Origin of the sequence: Microbacterium sp. CGR1, assembly GCF_001266755.1 — a bacterium.
Lineage (GTDB): Bacteria > Actinomycetota > Actinomycetes > Actinomycetales > Microbacteriaceae > Microbacterium.
Genome location: NZ_CP012299.1, coordinates 1,804,060 through 1,820,666 on the forward strand (window position 1 = coordinate 1,804,060; position 16,607 = coordinate 1,820,666).

The window sequence follows — 16,607 nt, forward strand, 5'->3', positions numbered from 1 at the left end:
TTACTCGCCGCCGCCCTGGTGCTTCTGGACGATCTCGTCGGCCACAGCGCGGGGAACCTCAGCGTAGCTGTTGAACTCCATCGAGTAGACGGCGCGGCCCGAGGTCTTCGAGCGCAGGTCGCCGATGTAGCCGAACATCTCGGACAGCGGGACGTGTGCACGGACGACCTTGACGCCTGCGGCGTCCTCCATCGACTGGATCTGGCCACGACGCGAGTTCAGGTCGCCGATGACGTCGCCCATGTACTCCTCAGGAGTACGCACCTCGACCGCCATGAGCGGCTCGAGAAGCGCCGGGTTCGCCCGACGAAGGGCTTCCTTCATGCCCATCGATCCTGCGATCTTGAACGCCATCTCCGAGGAGTCGACGTCGTGAGCAGCACCATCGACGATGGTCGCCTTGACACCCACGATGGGGTATCCGGCGAGCACGCCGACGTTCATCGCGTCCTGGAAGCCGGCATCGATCGAGCCGATGTACTCACGCGGGATGCGACCACCGGTGACCGCGTTGACGAACTCGTACGTCTTCTCGTCGTCGAGGTCGAGCGGCTCGATGTTGAACTGGATCTTCGCGAACTGACCCGATCCACCGGTCTGCTTCTTGTGCGTGTAATCGTACTTCTCGACGCCCTTGCGGATCGTCTCGCGGTACGCCACCTGCGGCTTGCCGACGTTGGCCTCGACGTTGAACTCGCGCTTCATGCGATCGACGAGGATGTCGAGGTGCAGCTCGCCCATGCCCTTGATGGTCGTCTGACCGGTCTCGGGGTTGAGCTCCGTGCGGAAGGTCGGGTCCTCTTCAGCGAGCTTCTGGATGGCGACACCCAGCTTCTCCTGGTCGGCCTTGGTCTTCGGCTCGATCGCGACCTCGATGACGGGCTCGGGGAACGTCATCGACTCGAGGACGACCGGCGAGGCCGGGTCGGTGAGGGTGTCACCGGTGGTGGTGTCCTTCAGACCGATGACGGCGTAGATGTTGCCGGCGGTGACCGAGGGAACCGGGATCTCCTTGTTGGCGTGCATCTGGAAGATCTTCCCGATGCGCTCCTTCTTGCCCTTGGTCGAGTTGATGACCGCAGCGCCGGAGTCGAGCTGTCCCGAGTAGACGCGGACGTAGGTCAGGCGACCGAAGAACGGGTGCACGGCGACCTTGAACGCGAGAGCCGCGAACGGGTCCTTCGCGTCGGGGTGACGCTCGATGATCGTGTCGTAGTCCTTGGGGTCGTGCGCCTCGATCGAGCCCACGTCGAGCGGGTTCGGGAGGTAGTCGACGACGGCATCCAGCATCGGCTGCACGCCACGGTTCTTGAACGCGGAACCGCAGAGGACCGGGTAGATCTCGGAAGCCACGGTGAGCTTGCGGATCGCGCCCTTGATCTCGGCGACGGTCAGCTCCTCGCCACCGAAGAACTTCTCGAGCAGCGCGTCGTCGGTCTCGGCGACGGTCTCGAGGAGCTGCTGACGGTACTCGTCGGCCTTCTCCTTGAGGTCGGCCGGGATCTCCTGGATCTCGTAGGAGGCACCCATGGTGACGTCACCCTTGGAGTCACCCGCCCAGACGAGCGCGCGCATCTCGACGAGGTCGACGACGCCGATGAAGTCGTTCTCCGCACCGATGGGCAGCTGGATGACCAGCGGCTTGGCGCCGAGGCGGTTGATGATGGTGTCGACGGTGAAGTAGAAGTCCGCGCCGAGCTTGTCCATCTTGTTGACGAAGCAGATGCGGGGGACGTTGTACTTGTCGGCCTGACGCCACACGGTCTCGGACTGGGGCTCGACTCCCTCCTTGCCGTCGAAGACGGCGACAGCACCGTCGAGGACGCGGAGCGAGCGCTCCACCTCGACCGTGAAGTCCACGTGACCGGGGGTGTCGATGATGTTGATCTGGTTCTTGTTCCAGTAGCAGGTCACGGCGGCAGACGTGATCGTGATGCCGCGCTCCTTCTCCTGCTCCATCCAGTCGGTGGTCGAGGCACCGTCGTGGGTCTCGCCGAGCTTGTGGTTGACGCCCGTGTAGAACAGGATGCGCTCGGTCGTGGTGGTCTTGCCAGCATCGATGTGAGCCATGATGCCGATGTTCCGAACCTTGCTCAGGTCGGTGAGCACGTCTTGTGCCACAGGAGTGTCCTTATCTTTTGTGCAGTCGTACTGCGAAGAGGGGGGTGCCCGCCCCCGATGTGTGATCGGGGGCGGGCGAAGCTGTTTACCAGCGGTAGTGAGCGAACGCGCGGTTCGACTCGGCCATCTTGTGCGTGTCCTCGCGGCGCTTGACCGCTGCACCGAGACCGTTCGACGCGTCGAGGATCTCGTTCTGGAGACGCTCGGTCATCGTCTTCTCACGACGACCCTTGGCGTAGCTGACGAGCCAGCGCAGCGCGAGGGTGTTCGCGCGGTGCGGCTTGACCTCGACCGGAACCTGGTAGGTCGAGCCACCGACGCGGCGGCTCTTGACCTCGAGAGTCGGGCGCACGTTGTCGAGCGCCTTCTTCAGAGTGGCGACGGCGTCCTGACCGTTCTTCGCCTCGACGCCACGGAGGGCGTTGTAGACGATCGACTCGGCGAGGGACTTCTTGCCGTCGACCAGGATCTTGTTGACCAGCTGGCTGACGATCGGAGCGCCGTATACCGGGTCGTTGACGACGGGACGCTTGGGGGCGGGACCCTTACGAGGCATTGGACTCAGCCCTTCTTTGCGCCGTAGCGGCTGCGAGCCTGCTTACGGTTCTTGACGGCCTGGGTGTCCAGGGCGCCACGGACGATCTTGTAACGGACACCGGGGAGGTCCTTGACACGGCCTCCACGGACGAGCACCAGCGAGTGCTCCTGGAGGTTGTGACCCTCACCGGGGATGTAGGCGGTGACCTCGGTGCCGTTGCGGAGCTTCACACGAGCGACCTTGCGCATCGCCGAGTTCGGCTTCTTCGGGGTGGTGGTGTAGACGCGGGTGCAGACCCCGGCCTGCTGCGGGTTCGACTTGAGTGCAGGCGCCTTGGTCTTCGAGACCTTGGGCGAGCGACCCTTGCGAACCAACTGCTGAATGGTTGGCACGTTCTCTCCTCATAATGCTGCACGGTGACAGCGTGATGGGTTTCACATCAGTGACCCACCGGCACGCCGGAATCGACGAGCCTTTGTGGTGGTGGGTATGCCGTGGGGGCGGACCGGCATGGTGCCGACGCCCAGCGCGCACGTCGAGACGTGCACACACCTGATCAAGTGTAATGCCGCGTAACGTGGTGGTCAAATGAAGGCCGCTCAGCGGCGGTCGCTAGGCCTGGTCCGAGTCGAACGGGGAGTCGAGCGAATCGGTGAGCTCGGCGAGCAGCGCCTCGATCTGCGGCTCGACATGCTGCGAGATCGCGGCCTGGATGTAGATGCGGTGGCGCAGCAGGATGCCGCAGATCTCACGGCCGACCATGTTCGCGTACTCGTCGGCGAGGGCCACCTCCTGTCGCAGCGCCACCTTCGCCTCGTCGCTCAGCGGCGGCAACGGCGGCAGATCGTCGACCGCCTCGTCCGCCAGTCCCGCGATCGTGAAGAGGAACGGCGCACCGGGGACCGGCTCAGGATCGAGCGGGAGTCCGTCGAACTCCGGATCCAGCCCGTCGGCCGGACGGTAGCTGCGCGCCCGGTTCCGTGCGGCCTGCTGGTCGAGCTCGCGCTGGAGCATCGGGAGGTTCCTCGCGGTGTACTCGGCCACGGCATGGTCGACGATCGTCTTGATCCGAGTCGAGAGGCCGTGCTGCACGCCGTGCGGCGTGTTCGAGCCGATGCCCGCCGCCGACAGGATCGGCGAGCCCAGGCAACGCCGACAGGGCGCGACCCGACCACGATGGGTCGCCGGCTCCCAGCGCGGCACCCACCGCAACCAGGCCTCGACGGCCTGGTCGACCTGCGTCTCCAACGAGCGCTCCACACGTAGAGCGTACGGCGCGTGCACCGCTGCTGCCGAGATTTCGTCTCGACGGCGGGGCGTCATTCCTCGTCGTCGCGCTCCCAGGGCCACTGCGGCTGCTGCGCGCGCGTGCGGCGGAGCGCGATGCCGCCCCAGGCGGCGATGGCCCCGGCGGCCAACAGCACCGCGCTCGCCCCGCCACGGACGACATCGCCCGCGACGACCGTCGCGACGATCAGGTCACCGCTCGCGACCGCGACCGCGATCCAGAGGACGACCAGATGCGCGAGCGCCGTGGCCAGCGCGACGGCGGGCGCCGCGAGGAACGACGGATGCGATCGCCGCAGCGACCCCCAGAGCGACAGCGCGAACGCCACCACCGCCGCGAGCATCCCGACCGCTCCCGGCACCTGCCCCAGGCCAGGGACGGCGATGATGTCCCGGTCGGTGGCCACACTCAGCGCGCCGAGGCCGAACACCGCCAGGGCGAAGAAGCTGATCGTGGCGAGAACCAGAGCCAGGATGACCGAAACCCCCGGGGACGCGGGTCCACGGGGGTTCGGCGATGACATGTTCGTGATTACCTCGAGAGCGTCGGACCGGCCTCGAGCGTGCGCTCGTACTCACGCTGCGCCTCGGCGTTGAGCTCGGTCTTGCGCGCCCCGCTGCGGGCGACCCACGCGCCGAACCAGATGGTCAGCTCACGGCCGAAGACGAACGCTGCGATGGCGAGCGGGTGGAAGAGCTGGGCTCCGATGAGCTCGCTCCCCTCCCGAGCCGTGAGCAGCCAGAACGGCGCCTCGAAGAGAGCACCGAGGATGTGTCCGCCGTAGGCGATGAGCCCGACGATGATGCCGAAGACCACCCAGAGACCCCAGCGTCCGCGGTTGATGAACGCTCCGAGAAGCCAGAAGCCGAGGAAGAACACCACGACGGGGACCCAGAAGCCCCAGGTCATCAGCGGAGCGAGAGCCGCTTCGCCGATGTTCTCGCCCGTGATGTCACCCGCGACGGCACGAAGGCCGAGCGTCGCACCCAGGTAGAGGATCGCGAAGGCGACGGTCGCGAGCAGACCGATCGCACCGGCGGTGCCGCGGTTTCCCCGCTCGCGGGGCGGCTCGGGAGCCTGGACGAAGATCGGCTGCTGCTGGACCGGCGCGATGACCGGTTCGGCGGCGGCAGGCTCGGACGGGACGATCCGGGTCTCGGTGTGGTCGGCCGACGAGTACGCGGCTCCGGCGAGAGCGGACTGCTCGTGCGCGACCGGCGGCGTGTAGGCGGGGGGTGCGTCCGCATCCGTGCCGAACGACTTCGTCGTGTCGGCATCCGTGTTCCGCGACGTCGTCGTGTCGTCTGCGTCGAGGTACTTCGGGTCGTTGAGCTCGGGCGTCGCGAAGGTGCCGGGGTGATCCTTCTCGGCGGCTTCGAACGCGGCGAGATCCGGGTCGACGGCGGGCTGGGCAGGTGTCGGAGCCGACGTGTCGTGCGCAGCGTCCGCGGGCGTGCCATGCACGCCTGCACCCGCTGCGGCGGCGGCGTCGAGTCCAGCGTTCGCGCTGTCGACGACGTCGTTGACGTCCTTCGGCCGCTCGGGCTGGGGAACCTCGGGGTCACTCATGGGGGTGCGCCTCTCATCGGATGTGTGCATTGCGAGATTACCGCCGCCCGACCGCACCCCGAGGGAGGCGTGCCGACGTGTCGTGCAGCCCGTGATCGCTAGGGAAGCGTCGAACGGAGGGTGTCGCCGACGAACGATGCGACGACCGGCACGATCGGCATCGAGAACCAGACGAGAGCGCCGATCACGCCCGCGCACAGCACTCCGGCGACCCAGCTGATCGCCACGTTCCGCCCGGCCACACGCGTCATGCCATCACGCTACGGCCGCCGTCGCACGACGGGTGATCGCAACGCCGCGAACGCTGCGACCATGATCGCGGATCAGCCCTTCGTGGCGCCCGCGGTCAGTCCGCCGACGATGTACCGCTGCAGGAACAGGAACAGGATCATCACCGGGATGGCGGCCATCACCGCGCCGGCCGAGAAGGCCGACCAGTCCGCGTATCGCGGGTTGGCGACGAGCTTGGTGAGACCGACGACCAGGGTCTGCTGCTCGACATCGACGAGCATGACGCTCGCGATCACGTACTCGTTCACCGTGCCGATGAACGACAGCAGCGCGACGACCGCGAGGATCGGCGCGACCAGCGGCAGGATCATCGTGAAGAAGATGCGCGCGTGTCCGGCGCCGTCGATGCGGGCCGCTTCATCGAGCTCCATCGGCAGGGTGTTGAAGAACCCGTACATCAGGTAGGTGTTCACCCCGAGCGCGCCGCCGAGGTAGACGAGGATCAACCCCGTGTGCGTGTTCAGTCCGATCGCGGGGAACCAGTCCCCCAGCGTCGACATCAGCAGGAAGATCGCGACCACGGCGAGGAGCTGCGGGAACATCTGCACGACGACGATCGTGACGAGGCCGATGCGGCGACCCGCGAAACGCATGCGCGAGAAGGCGTATGCCGCGAGGGCGCCGATGAACACCGTCACGGCTCCCGTGACCACGGCAATGACGAGCGTGTTCAGGAACCACAGCCCGTAGGGGTTCTGCGGGTCGCTCAGGATGCGCACGTAGCTGTCGAAGCCGAACGCCGAGAACAGCTGGTTCGATCCGGTCAGTGTTCCTCTCGGATTGAGCGAGGCCGAGACGACGTACAGCAGCGGGAACAGCGCGAAGGCGCTGACGACGATGGCGACCACATGGCGCCATCCGGTGTCGGCGAACCATGCGCCGAAGCTGCGGCGACGCGGCGCGAGGTTCTGTTCGACGGCGACGGTGCGGGCGGTGGTGCCGATGTCCGTGGTGCTCATGTCAGTTCAGCTCCTCGAGGGCCTTGGTCTTGCGGAAGCTGATGATCGAGATCGTCGCGACCACGATGAAGATCAGGATCGTGAACGCGGAGGCGAGGCCGTAGTCGCGGGACTGCCCCGTGAAAGCCACCTTGTAGACCATCGAGATCAGGATGTCGGTGTGCCCGACCGGGATGCTGACATCGTCGAACCGCGGCCCGCCCTTGGTCAGCATGTAGATCAGGTTGAAGTTGTTGAAGTTGAACGCGAACGACGAGATCAGCAGCGGCGCCACCGTGACGAGCAGCAGCGGAAGCTTGATGCGCCGGAAGACCTGCCACGGGTTGGCGCCGTCCATCACCGCGGCCTCGTTGACGTCTTCGGGGATGCCCTGGAGGGCGCCCATGCAGACGAGGAACATGTAGGGGAAGCCGAGCCAGAGGTTCACCAGCAGCACGGAGACCTTCGCGAGGTTCGGATCGGTGAGCCAGGGGATGTCCGCTCCCCCGAAGATCACCTGGTTGATGAAGCCGAAGCTCTCGTTCATCATCCCGGCCCAGACGAGCGCGGAGAGGAAGGCCGGGAACGCGTACGGGAGGATCAGGATGATCCGGTACCCGTTGCGGAACCGCATCCGCGTGTTGTTGAACACCAGCGCGAGGAGCAGGCCGAGGAAGAACGTCGTCGCCACGGAGAGCACCGCGAAGACGAAAGTCCAGATCGTCACCGAGATGAGCGGGCCGCGGATCGAGTCGTCGGTCACCGCGCGCACGAAGTTGTCGAACCCGACGGTGGTCTGCCAGCCGGGAAGCAGCTCGTTCCCGTCCTCGGCGATGAACGAGCCCTCCCCCGTGTCGGAGTACACCGCGCCGGTCGTGGTGTCGGTGATGGTGTCGGCATCCGCGTCGTACTCGAGCGTCGAGACGTACAGGTAGCCCTTCTGGCCGTCGGGCGCACGCAGGCTGCCGTCGTTGGGGTCGTCGCTGAACGGCACCGAGAGCTTCTCCAGCTCTTCCGAGAGCGTGAACACCTTCGCGAGGGGCAGCGTGGTCCAGCCGTCGACGGCCACAGCCTGGTCGCCGTCGAACTCGGCGTCGACCTCCTCCAGGGGCTGCTCGGCCGTGCCGAGCAGCGCGTCGCCGGAGTCGGGATCGGTCACCAGCAGGCCGTAGGTGCCGAACTGCTCGACGACCGTGACCGGGTACGTCGGGGAGTCCTCCACGCGCTCCTGGGCGGAGGCGAGGAGCGACGAGATCGCCTGGTCCTTCGTGCCGTTGTGGCCGGTGCCGTAGTTGGTGAAGCCGATGTACCCGGTGTACAGCAGCGTGAACACCTGGAAGATGATCAGGAAGATGATGCCGGGCGTGAGGTACTTCGCGGGGATGCGCTTGCGCGAGAAGTAGATGTAGTTGACGAGCACGGTGACGGCCACGACCAGGCCGAGCACCAGCCACTCCTGCTGCCCGAAGAGGACGAACGCCGCATACAGCGCGATGGCGTCGACGATCGCCAGCAGCAGGATCTTCAAGAGCATCCAGCCGATCGGCCCGGATGCGGCCTCGGCGATGCCGGCGGCCTGGCGCTGGCGCTTGGTGAGTGGAGCCGTGGGCTCGGCGGTGTCTGTCATCTCGTCCCCGTCGTCGAGCTGCCGGGGCGGACGAGGTCCGCCCCGGCAGGGATGGTGCTGGGTGTCTTACTTGATCGCTGCGGTGACGTCGTCGACGAGCTTCTGCCACGTCGACGCCGGGTCGGAGCCGTTGATGATCGCGGCCTCGGCCACGCCCCAGAACTCCCAGACCGATCCCATCGCGGGGATCGCGGGCATCGGGACGGCATCCGCACCGACGGCCTGGAAGCCGGCGATGATCGGGTCGGAGGCGGCGGAATCGGCGGCGGCCGTCAGCGCGGGGAGGATGTTGCCGGCCTCGAACAGCTCGAGCTGCACCTCTTCGGTGCCGATGTAGTTCACGAGGAAGTCGTTCGCGGCGACCTTGTTCTTCGACTCGGAGCTCACGAAGAAGCCCTTGACGCCGGCGAACGGCGACGCGGTCTCACCCGTGGGGCTGGGGATCGGGTCGATCGCGACGTTGATTCCGGCGTCGACTGCGGCGCCGACGTTCCACGGGCCGGTCAGCCAGAAGGACGCGGTGCCGTCGAGGAACTGCTGCTTGGCGATCTCGCCGTCGACGTCGGTGTTCAGCGTGCCTGCGGCGCCCTGAGCGGCGAGCCAGTCGGCGAAGGCCGTTCCGCCCTCGCTGCCGAGCTGCAGATCTGCCGAGTCGTAGCTGCCCGAGTCGTCGGTGCCGAAGACCGGAGCGCCGAACGCCGTCTGGAACGGGTACAGGTGGTACGGGTTGCCCTCGGTGCCCTGCTCGACGACGAACGCGCCCTTCGAGACCATGTCGTCGAAGCTCGTCGCGGCGGCGGGCACCATGTCGGCGTTGCGCAGCACGGCGATGTTCTCGACCGCGTAGGGAAGCATGTAGACGGTTCCGTCGTAGGTCGCCGCCTGAAGGGCGACGGGCAGGTAGTCGGCCGACGAGTCGCCGAGCTCGAGCGGGGCGACCACGCCGTTGGTCGAGAGCTCTCCGAGCCAGTCGTGCGCGCCCATGACCACATCGGGGCCCTTGCCGGTCGGCACCTGCTGGATGAAGTCGTCCTTCATGTCGTCGACGGACTTGCCGACGAGCTCGACCTTGACTCCGGTCTTCTCCTCGTAGGAGTCGGCGGCGCTCTGCAGCGCGTCGACGCGCTCGGCGTCGACCCAGACGGTCAGCGTGCCGCCGTTCTCACCCTCGGACGCGTCGCCGCCGTCGGTCGCGGTCGAGCAACCGGCCAGGGAAAGAGTCGAAACGATCGCGATGACGCCGGCGGCGACGATGCCCCTCTTGTTCACCTTCATTGGTGTGTGCCTCTCTGAGTACTGGTGGCCTGCAAGGACTGCAAGCGCTTACAGTATGCATCGAGAACGACGGGAATCGCAATGCAAAAGCCCTTTGATATCAAGCTGTAACCGCGGATTGGTGCGTGAGAGTCGATGGAAGCGCTTCCAAGCGAGCGTGAAAACGGCGGTGTCGATACACTTTGCGTATGGCTGACAGTTCCTTTGACATCGTCTCGAAAGTGGATCACCAGGAGGCCGAGAACGCCCTGAACCAGGCGCGCAAGGAGATCGAGCAGCGCTACGACTTCAAGGGCACGGGCGCCTCCATCGCCTGGAGCGGCGAGCAGATCCTGATCATCGCCGGCACCGAGGAGCGCGCGAAGGCCGTTCTCGACGTCTTCCAGTCGAAGCTCATCAAGCGCGGCATCTCGCTCAAGAGCCTCGAGTCGGGCGAACCCTTCGCCAGCGGCAAGGAGTTCCGCATCGTCTCGACCCTCAAGGACGGCATCTCCTCGGAGAACGCGAAGAAGATCAACAAGCTCATCCGCGACGAGGGTCCGAAGGGCGTGAAGAGCCAGATCCAGGGCGACGAGCTGCGCGTGCAGTCGAAGAGCCGTGACGACCTCCAGTCGGTGATCGCGCTGCTCAAGGGCGCGGATCTCGATCTCGACCTGCAGTTCATCAACTACCGGTAAGCATCCCGGCTGATCTGGGGTTTTTAACCTGGAGTCCGCGAGGAGTCCGCAGAACCCAGAACTTGCCCCATGAATGTGGCCGTCGCGGAGCGCGTCTTATCCTCCGCTGACGGCCACAGATGGCTGTAGACGTTGAGCGTGATCGACGGCTGGGAGTGGCCCAGCGCGCGTTGCACAGTCACGACATCGCAACCTGACGCGATCAGGTTGGACGCGAACGTGTGTCGGAACGTATGGATCGTCACCTCGTCGCCGAAGCCGAGGGTCTTTCTGATGCGGCGCCACTCCTCCCCCGCGCTGTTCCGGTTGTACAGATGCCCCAGCGCTGAGCGGAAGACGAACGAATCGAGTGCGACACCCGGACTTGAGACGTACGGCGCCAGCATGTCGATGAGCTCGGCCGGCACGAACACCTCGCGCTCTGATCCAGCCTTCGGCGGAACGATTCGAGTCGTCGGTATCGAGGTCCCCTGCACCTGGCGACGAACCAAGATCGTGTTACGAACACGATCTACATCACCGACCTGCAGACCCGCAGCCTCGCCCAGCCTCAGGCCGGCGAAAGCGCAAACGGCGACGAACGCGCGGAACTCCCCCGCTGCCTCGAGCGACGCGTTCACCTGGTCCGCGGTGAGGATCTTCATCGTCGCCTCACGCTTGCGAATACGAGGTGTCTTCACACGCGATGCCGGGTTCCGAGAGATCACCTGGTTATCCACAGCCGCACGGAATGCCATCTGCACGTAGTTGAGTCGAGTGCGGATCGTCGAAGCCGCTAGACCGCGTTCAGACTCTTTCGTGACCCACGTTTGCACGTCGCCATGCTTCACGTCACGGATAGCTTTGAGGCGCCAGGAGACCGACTCCACAGCCGTCTTCGCCGCCGTCGCCGTCCCATCCGCCCAGACCTGCATGCTCATCCAGCGCGAGACCCACTCATCCCAGGTGACGCGTCCGGCACCCGGGTCGGCCCATTGCCCCGTAACGATCGCGGCAGTCTGCTCGTCTAGCCATCGCTGCGCAGCACGCCTCGTCTTCTCGTGCTTGGTGTGCTCCCTGCCGGCCTGATCGCGATAGCGCGCGCGCCATACCCCGTTAGACCTCTGCTTGACGCTCGCCATTCTTCCCCTCCGGCGTTCGAGGCCAAGTCACCTTCGACGCGATCTCGCTAGGACCAAACTCCAAAGCCCCACGAGCACCCCGCTCATAGCGAGAGAGCAGATCCTGAGCGTCGGCGTCTAGATCTCCGCTCGCACGCAGATCATCGATCACGCGAAGAACGTAGGTAGCGGACTCGTGGACGTTTGCAGCAAACCGTTCGGCCGTGTCCAGGAAGTCGCTCTGCAAAGCTCGCAAATCCCGAACCTGGCCGGAGAGCAAGACGATTGCATTGAGCATCTCGTCTTGCTTCGTCATCGAAAGCAGCGTTACCCCAAAGACCTGCGCCAACCCCACAGCTTCCTGAAGACGCACTTTTCGTCGGCCAGCTTCGATGCGAGAGATCACCAGCCCTGTCATGTCCCGCACCCCGCGCCTGGTCAGCATCTTCGCCAACCGTTCCTGACTCCACCCGCGAGCCTTGCGAAGCTCCGCGACCGACGCGGCGAATCGCGCATCCATGTCGTCGTCGAATACCGCAAGTGGCTCATCGTCCGTCATGCCCTGAGCTTACAACAACGGACATCCACGAATCATCTGTTTTGGTTGCATCCAGAGTGGACAACCTGTTATTGTCATTTTTGGAAGGAGTCACCCATGACCATCACCTCACCGCCAGAGCTCGAACTACTGACAGTCGACGAAGTTGCCGAACGCACCCGACGCACTCCCGCGTCGGTGCGTTGGCTCATCCACACCAACCAGATCAAGTCCGGAAAAATCGCCGGCCGCAGACTCGTTCGTCGCGCAGACCTCGAGGCGTTCATCAACGCGGGATTTGAAGAGGCCGGATGACCTCACCGAATCCCAGTGGCGCTGATCCTTCGCGCGACTTCTACTCCCTGACTTACCGGGACCCAACAGGGGAAACGGCGATCCGCAATCTCATGGGTCGGTCCGTGCAAGTCACATGGGAGAACGGTGTCACCGTCCACCTCGACGTCAACACGATTCGTCCTTTGTTGGCGAAGCTCAACTTCCGGATGTCCCGCAAGGGTCATATCTGGGGAACCAAGAAAAATGCCCCCGTCTCGAGCGGCAACTCGGGCGAGGGCGAAGTCATCAGAAAGTGAGATCCGAAATGACTACTCAGATCAGTATCGCAGAAGCCGCCGCTGACCGCACCTTGTTGGTTGAGGGGGTGGGGACGAGCACGGCAACCCCACCCCCTCAACAGCCGAAGAAGCCGAGCGCAAAGAAGGCACGCAAGATCCGTGCGAAGAACGCGCGCAAGGGGACGCTCGCCGCTGACCCGCGGATCAAGATCACCGACTCTCCGAGTATGGATTGCGTTCACCTTGGCGCGAAGAAGAGCCCGAATGGGAATGAGCTCGTCGACCCGCACGACTCGTTCTCCGACGAAGAGATCGCTGACATGCCCGTCGTGTACGTGGCCGCTACCTACGGAAGGCTCCACATCTGGCGAGACAACACGGGGGCGTGGTTCCGCAGAGCAGGTCGCATCACCATCCGTCTTCGCAAGGGCGAGCGCGTCATTCAGGTCGCACTCCACGACGGTGCCGACGAACACGATCTGCGGTGGTTCAACGAGGCAATCGAAGAGCTGAAAAATGGACGTCCTAACAGCCCACAGTGGGTGCGCATCACGTCTGACTGGGCTGATGACCGGACGTTCGCACTGGTATTCACGTCCCGGCGCTACGGCGATCCTTACCTCAAAGGGTCGAATGCCGCGAAGGTGGCCGTCTGCACCGAGAGGCTCTGCCGCGAACAGGTCCACGAAGACGGCGACCCCCACACGCTCGAGACACTGCAACGGAGTCTCGGCAAGTACTTCACCTACGAGATCGAGATCAAGAAGTACTCCGACGAGAATGACGCCCACTGGTTCGTCAACGTGGATGGCGGCGCCGAGCTGTCCGAGGCCACCCCCGAGATGCTCAGCACGTTCGCGAACGATTTGCAGTGGATGTCAATCGAGTGCGCGAACGCGAACGCAAAGGAGGCGTTGTTGTGACCATGACAGAAGAGCAATGGAACGACGAGACCGCATCCGAAATCGTCGACATCGCGATTGACCCACTGACGAGAAAGCCGATGTTCGTCGCCATCTTTGACACCCAGGGACGCATCGCGCAGGAGCTCGACAAGAACCTCGCCCGCGTTGTCGCCGTTCGTCTCGTCGAGCTCGCACAGCAACTACCCGACCCGCCCCGCATCTTGCGCCGATCGACGGAAGTCGACGACCAACTCCGCGGCCTCGAGCCGTAACAGACCCAGATGCCCCTACCCCGGCCGGTAGGGGCATCTGCATTCCAACTGAACAACACGAATGAAAGGAGGTGACATGGCTGCAACTGACGGATGGGTGAGAGTGCCCAACTGGTTGATCGACGATAGCGATCTTTCGTCTCACGAGCTCGCCGTGTACATCGTCCTGCTCAGATTCCGAGACCACAAGACGGGTACCTGTTTCCCTGGGATGGCAACGATCGCCGACTGCGCCCGCGTCTCCCGCGACACCGTAAAGCGCACAATCCCGCTGCTCGAGCAAAGAGGGCTGATTCGTGTCACCAAGCGCAAAGTCGGCACGAAGAATCTCCCGAACGTGTACGAGGTCGCGGTTGCGAAGGAGAAGCCAGCCCACATCTGGGAAACCAGCAAGCGGGGGCGTCGCATCCCGAAGCGCTCAAAGGGTAGGCGCTCCGAGCACCTACCCAAGGGAGTGAACGACGAGAGTGGGCGCTCCGAGCACCTAGGTGGGCGCTCCGAGCACTCAGGGGTAGGTGCTCCCAGCGCCTCTAACAAGACCTACGAGAACAAGATCCATGAACAAGCTGTAACACCCACTTTCTCCGAAGGCGGGTACGACGATTTCTCATTCGATGCTTCAGAGGGAGATGGGGCAACAGAGAAGCAGGTCGCCTACCTGAAAGACCTCGCCATCCACCTCGGCTACGAGACAGGCGGCGGTGTACCCAACGATCTGCAACTGCAGCGGTGGCGGAAGCTCACACGCGACGAGGCCGACAACCAGATCCGCGGATACCTCAAAGCACTCGGTAGGCCCGACGAGATTGTCTACCCGCAGGCCGGCGACCCCTCGTTCCACGCACTCAGCACAGCCGGGAAGCACTTCGCTGAATCGGCCGGAGATCCGGCGAGCGTCACGACCAGAAAGGAGCACGCATCGTGAGCGCACCACGACCAGCCAACTTCGCAGCACTCGCAGACGCATGGGACTCACCCATCGCGTTCGCCACCGAGCTGTCGAGGTATTACGCGCAGCTCGCCGAATCAGGGCACATCCTGCCCGCCCCGGACATCACCACGAAGAGAGAGGAGGAAACGTGACCATCGCCCTCGCCGTCCTCTGCGACACATGCGACGCGGTGTTCGTTCCAGACGGCAATTACCGCGGCGCGATCACACGTCTCGCACACGCAGCGGGATGGGCCTCAACCAACACCAGCGGCACCTGGACGAACCAGTGCCCCGACCACAACACCACCAAGGAGTAATCACCATGACAGAGAACACGAACCACATCGACCGCGGCCACCCGATCCGCGTCATCCTCGACCACGCTGCACACGGACGTCAGCCCAGCAGCCGAGACCTCGATCAGCTCCTCGACGAAGTGTCGACCGAACGGCTCCCGGACGGGCAGAGCCTCAACCGCTTCCGCGCCTCACTCGTCAGCAAAGCGGCGAGCATCGCGGCCCTCAACGGCACGGGCGCACACGGCCCCGCTGTCGCCGCAGCCGAGGAGGCCGCAGCCGAGTTCGCTCGACAGATGACCACCGAACAGCGAGCACTCAAGACATCCGACTCGGCCAGCAGCCAGCGCGAGGTCGAAGAAGCCGTCGCCCGAGCATTCGACCACTAAGGAGCACACATGCCTTACCCCACCACCAAGCCCAGCCGCATGAGCGGCGACAGCATCCGGGCACTCACCGAGATTCCCGACACCCTCGAGCGGCACGGCGTCACCACGCCGAAGGACGTGACCAAGGCTGTCGAGAAGCACGCCACCGTGATCGCCAACATCAACGCCATCGCGGCGGGAACAGATCCCGCCACCGCCCACGAGAGCGCTGCACGTGCCCTCGCAGACGGCATCGGTACTGCCGAGCAGGTGACCACCGCAGCAGCCGCGCAGATGGTCGCAGCGAAGAGCCCGCAGTCGCCATACCGGCTCATCCTCAGCAGAGCTCGAGACCTCGCAGCCTCGGATCTGCTGCAGGTGTTCGCCTCGCACGGCGACGAATGGATCGCCAGCATCCTGCGATCACCGATCGACAATGCCGTGAAGACTCTCATCAGTGAAACCGAGTACGCGCCGACGTTCGACGCGTTCATGGCTCCGAACGCAGCCGACCACCTCATCGCCAACCCACGCGTGTCGGACGCCTGGTCAACGCTCAGGGATCTCTACGCCGTAGCCCGCACGCTGCGCCGCTACCGGATCACGGCAGGCTCACGACGAGACGACTGGTACGAGTGGGCCGGCGACGGTGAGTACAACACCAAGCGAGGTGGCGAACACCTGCAGGCCAGCGTGCGCGACAACATGCGGGCCGACAACCTCACCTGGTTCCTCATGGCCGTGCAGCACGGCATGACGCCCACACTGCTCGCCGAGAGCGAAATCCAAGGCTGACTCACTGGGCCGTGGGGGTGGACCCCTCGCGGCCCTTAGGAGTCGCCGGAGATAGCCGCCCGGGTTCTGGTAGCTGATTTCGGTTCATTTTTTAGACAGGAGGTGACGGTATGCGTTCGAAGACGCCGCCGGTTTCGCTCGACAAGAAGGGTCGGGCGTTGTGGAAGGAAATCACGTCGAAGTATCTGCTTCGGAGTGACGAGCTCGAGACGTTGAAGGCCGCGTGCGGTGAGGCTGATCTCATCTCACGCATCGAAGAAGAGTTGAAGGATGCCCCGCTGACGACCAAGGGGTCGATGGGGCAGATCATCACGCATCCGCTGCTGACGGAGCTGCGACAGCACCGCGTCACGATGGCGGCTCTGCTGCGCGGGCTGAAGCTCCCCGACGAGAACAGCACGACCGTGAACGCACAACGAGAAGGGGGCCTCACTCGCTGGGAGAAGGCCCACGGGAAAGCAGTCTGACCAGACTGGCGCGCCGCCAACTGGAACCAAGTAA

General features: G+C 64.6%; 23 protein-coding genes. 11 read left to right on the plus strand and 12 right to left on the minus strand.

What is annotated here, in order from left to right:
• The 10 genes from fusA to AKG07_RS08750 form a co-directional block, all read right to left on the minus strand.
• The gene (gene fusA, locus AKG07_RS08710; protein WP_053097509.1) at positions 1-2,121 is read right to left on the minus strand and encodes an elongation factor G; all 2,121 of its coding nucleotides are present in this window, start codon (positions 2,119-2,121) and stop codon (positions 1-3) included.
• Between the two features lie 85 nt (positions 2,122-2,206).
• Complete coding sequence (gene rpsG, locus AKG07_RS08715) at positions 2,207-2,677, minus strand: 30S ribosomal protein S7 (protein ID WP_050722490.1); 471 nt, start codon at positions 2,675-2,677, stop codon at positions 2,207-2,209.
• A gap of 5 nt (positions 2,678-2,682) precedes the next feature.
• Complete coding sequence (gene rpsL / locus AKG07_RS08720) at positions 2,683-3,051, minus strand: 30S ribosomal protein S12 (RefSeq protein WP_013584051.1); 369 nt, start codon at positions 3,049-3,051, stop codon at positions 2,683-2,685.
• 220 nt (positions 3,052-3,271) lie between these two features.
• Positions 3,272-3,919, minus strand: a complete 648-nt coding sequence (locus tag AKG07_RS08725) for a hypothetical protein (protein WP_053099216.1) — start codon at positions 3,917-3,919, stop codon at positions 3,272-3,274.
• A gap of 59 nt (positions 3,920-3,978) precedes the next feature.
• Positions 3,979-4,470, minus strand: coding sequence for a hypothetical protein (locus AKG07_RS08730; RefSeq protein ID WP_053097510.1), 492 nt, complete (start codon positions 4,468-4,470; stop codon positions 3,979-3,981).
• 8 nt (positions 4,471-4,478) lie between these two features.
• Positions 4,479-5,516: a hypothetical protein gene (locus AKG07_RS08735; protein WP_053097511.1), complete on the minus strand. Its 1,038-nt coding sequence runs from the start codon at positions 5,514-5,516 to the stop codon at positions 4,479-4,481.
• Positions 5,517-5,614: 98 nt separating this feature from the next.
• Positions 5,615-5,767 (minus strand): hypothetical protein, encoded by a 153-nt coding sequence (locus tag AKG07_RS17830; RefSeq protein WP_171821933.1) that lies wholly within the window; start codon positions 5,765-5,767, stop codon positions 5,615-5,617.
• Positions 5,768-5,839: 72 nt separating this feature from the next.
• On the minus strand, positions 5,840-6,766 hold the full coding sequence (locus AKG07_RS08740) for a sugar ABC transporter permease (RefSeq protein ID WP_053097512.1): 927 nt from the start codon (positions 6,764-6,766) through the stop codon (positions 5,840-5,842).
• A 1-nt stretch (position 6,767) separates the two neighbouring features.
• Positions 6,768-8,372, minus strand: a complete 1,605-nt coding sequence (gene malF / locus AKG07_RS08745) for a maltose ABC transporter permease MalF (RefSeq protein ID WP_053097513.1) — start codon at positions 8,370-8,372, stop codon at positions 6,768-6,770.
• A gap of 66 nt (positions 8,373-8,438) precedes the next feature.
• Entirely contained in the window at positions 8,439-9,647 is a 1,209-nt protein-coding gene (locus AKG07_RS08750; protein WP_053097514.1) for a sugar ABC transporter substrate-binding protein, read from the minus strand.
• A 188-nt stretch (positions 9,648-9,835) separates the two neighbouring features.
• Between AKG07_RS08750 and AKG07_RS08755 the strand changes: the two genes are divergently transcribed.
• Positions 9,836-10,324, plus strand: coding sequence for a YajQ family cyclic di-GMP-binding protein (locus AKG07_RS08755; RefSeq protein ID WP_053097515.1), 489 nt, complete (start codon positions 9,836-9,838; stop codon positions 10,322-10,324).
• A 23-nt stretch (positions 10,325-10,347) separates the two neighbouring features.
• Here AKG07_RS08755 and AKG07_RS08760 read toward each other — a convergent pair whose 3' ends face one another.
• Both AKG07_RS08760 and AKG07_RS08765 read right to left on the minus strand, forming a co-directional pair.
• Positions 10,348-11,445 carry a tyrosine-type recombinase/integrase gene (locus AKG07_RS08760; protein WP_053097516.1) on the minus strand — a complete coding sequence of 366 codons (1,098 nt, stop codon included), beginning with the start codon at positions 11,443-11,445 and terminating at the stop codon, positions 10,348-10,350.
• Entirely contained in the window at positions 11,420-11,983 is a 564-nt protein-coding gene (locus AKG07_RS08765) for a helix-turn-helix transcriptional regulator (protein ID WP_053097517.1), read from the minus strand. The genes AKG07_RS08760 and AKG07_RS08765 overlap by 26 nt, the downstream gene beginning before the upstream one ends.
• A 96-nt stretch (positions 11,984-12,079) precedes the next feature.
• Between AKG07_RS08765 and AKG07_RS08770 the strand changes: the two genes are divergently transcribed.
• From AKG07_RS08770 to AKG07_RS08800, 10 genes are all read left to right on the plus strand, one after another.
• Complete coding sequence (locus AKG07_RS08770) at positions 12,080-12,277, plus strand: helix-turn-helix domain-containing protein (protein ID WP_053097518.1); 198 nt, start codon at positions 12,080-12,082, stop codon at positions 12,275-12,277.
• Positions 12,274-12,555 carry a hypothetical protein gene (locus AKG07_RS17645; RefSeq protein WP_150115101.1) on the plus strand — a complete coding sequence of 94 codons (282 nt, stop codon included), beginning with the start codon at positions 12,274-12,276 and terminating at the stop codon, positions 12,553-12,555. Before AKG07_RS08770 ends, AKG07_RS17645 begins: the two co-directional genes overlap by 4 nt.
• Positions 12,556-12,563: 8 nt before the next feature.
• Positions 12,564-13,460 carry a hypothetical protein gene (locus tag AKG07_RS08775; RefSeq protein ID WP_053097519.1) on the plus strand — a complete coding sequence of 299 codons (897 nt, stop codon included), beginning with the start codon at positions 12,564-12,566 and terminating at the stop codon, positions 13,458-13,460.
• The gene (locus AKG07_RS08780) at positions 13,457-13,714 is read left to right on the plus strand and encodes a hypothetical protein (protein ID WP_150115102.1); all 258 of its coding nucleotides are present in this window, start codon (positions 13,457-13,459) and stop codon (positions 13,712-13,714) included. The genes AKG07_RS08775 and AKG07_RS08780 overlap by 4 nt, the downstream gene beginning before the upstream one ends.
• 76 nt (positions 13,715-13,790) lie before the next feature.
• Complete coding sequence (locus tag AKG07_RS08785) at positions 13,791-14,639, plus strand: helix-turn-helix domain-containing protein (protein ID WP_053097521.1); 849 nt, start codon at positions 13,791-13,793, stop codon at positions 14,637-14,639.
• Complete coding sequence (locus tag AKG07_RS17835; protein WP_171821934.1) at positions 14,636-14,797, plus strand: hypothetical protein; 162 nt, start codon at positions 14,636-14,638, stop codon at positions 14,795-14,797. The genes AKG07_RS08785 and AKG07_RS17835 overlap by 4 nt, the downstream gene beginning before the upstream one ends.
• Entirely contained in the window at positions 14,794-14,964 is a 171-nt protein-coding gene (locus AKG07_RS17840; RefSeq protein ID WP_171821935.1) for a hypothetical protein, read from the plus strand. The genes AKG07_RS17835 and AKG07_RS17840 overlap by 4 nt, the downstream gene beginning before the upstream one ends.
• 5 nt (positions 14,965-14,969) lie before the next feature.
• A complete protein-coding gene (locus AKG07_RS08790) occupies positions 14,970-15,332 on the plus strand; it encodes a hypothetical protein (protein WP_053097522.1) in 363 nt (120 codons plus the stop codon).
• A gap of 9 nt (positions 15,333-15,341) precedes the next feature.
• The gene (locus AKG07_RS08795; protein ID WP_150115103.1) at positions 15,342-16,106 is read left to right on the plus strand and encodes a hypothetical protein; all 765 of its coding nucleotides are present in this window, start codon (positions 15,342-15,344) and stop codon (positions 16,104-16,106) included.
• Positions 16,107-16,216: 110 nt separating this feature from the next.
• Complete coding sequence (locus AKG07_RS08800) at positions 16,217-16,573, plus strand: hypothetical protein (protein ID WP_053097524.1); 357 nt, start codon at positions 16,217-16,219, stop codon at positions 16,571-16,573.
• Positions 16,574-16,607: the final 34 nt, after the last annotated feature.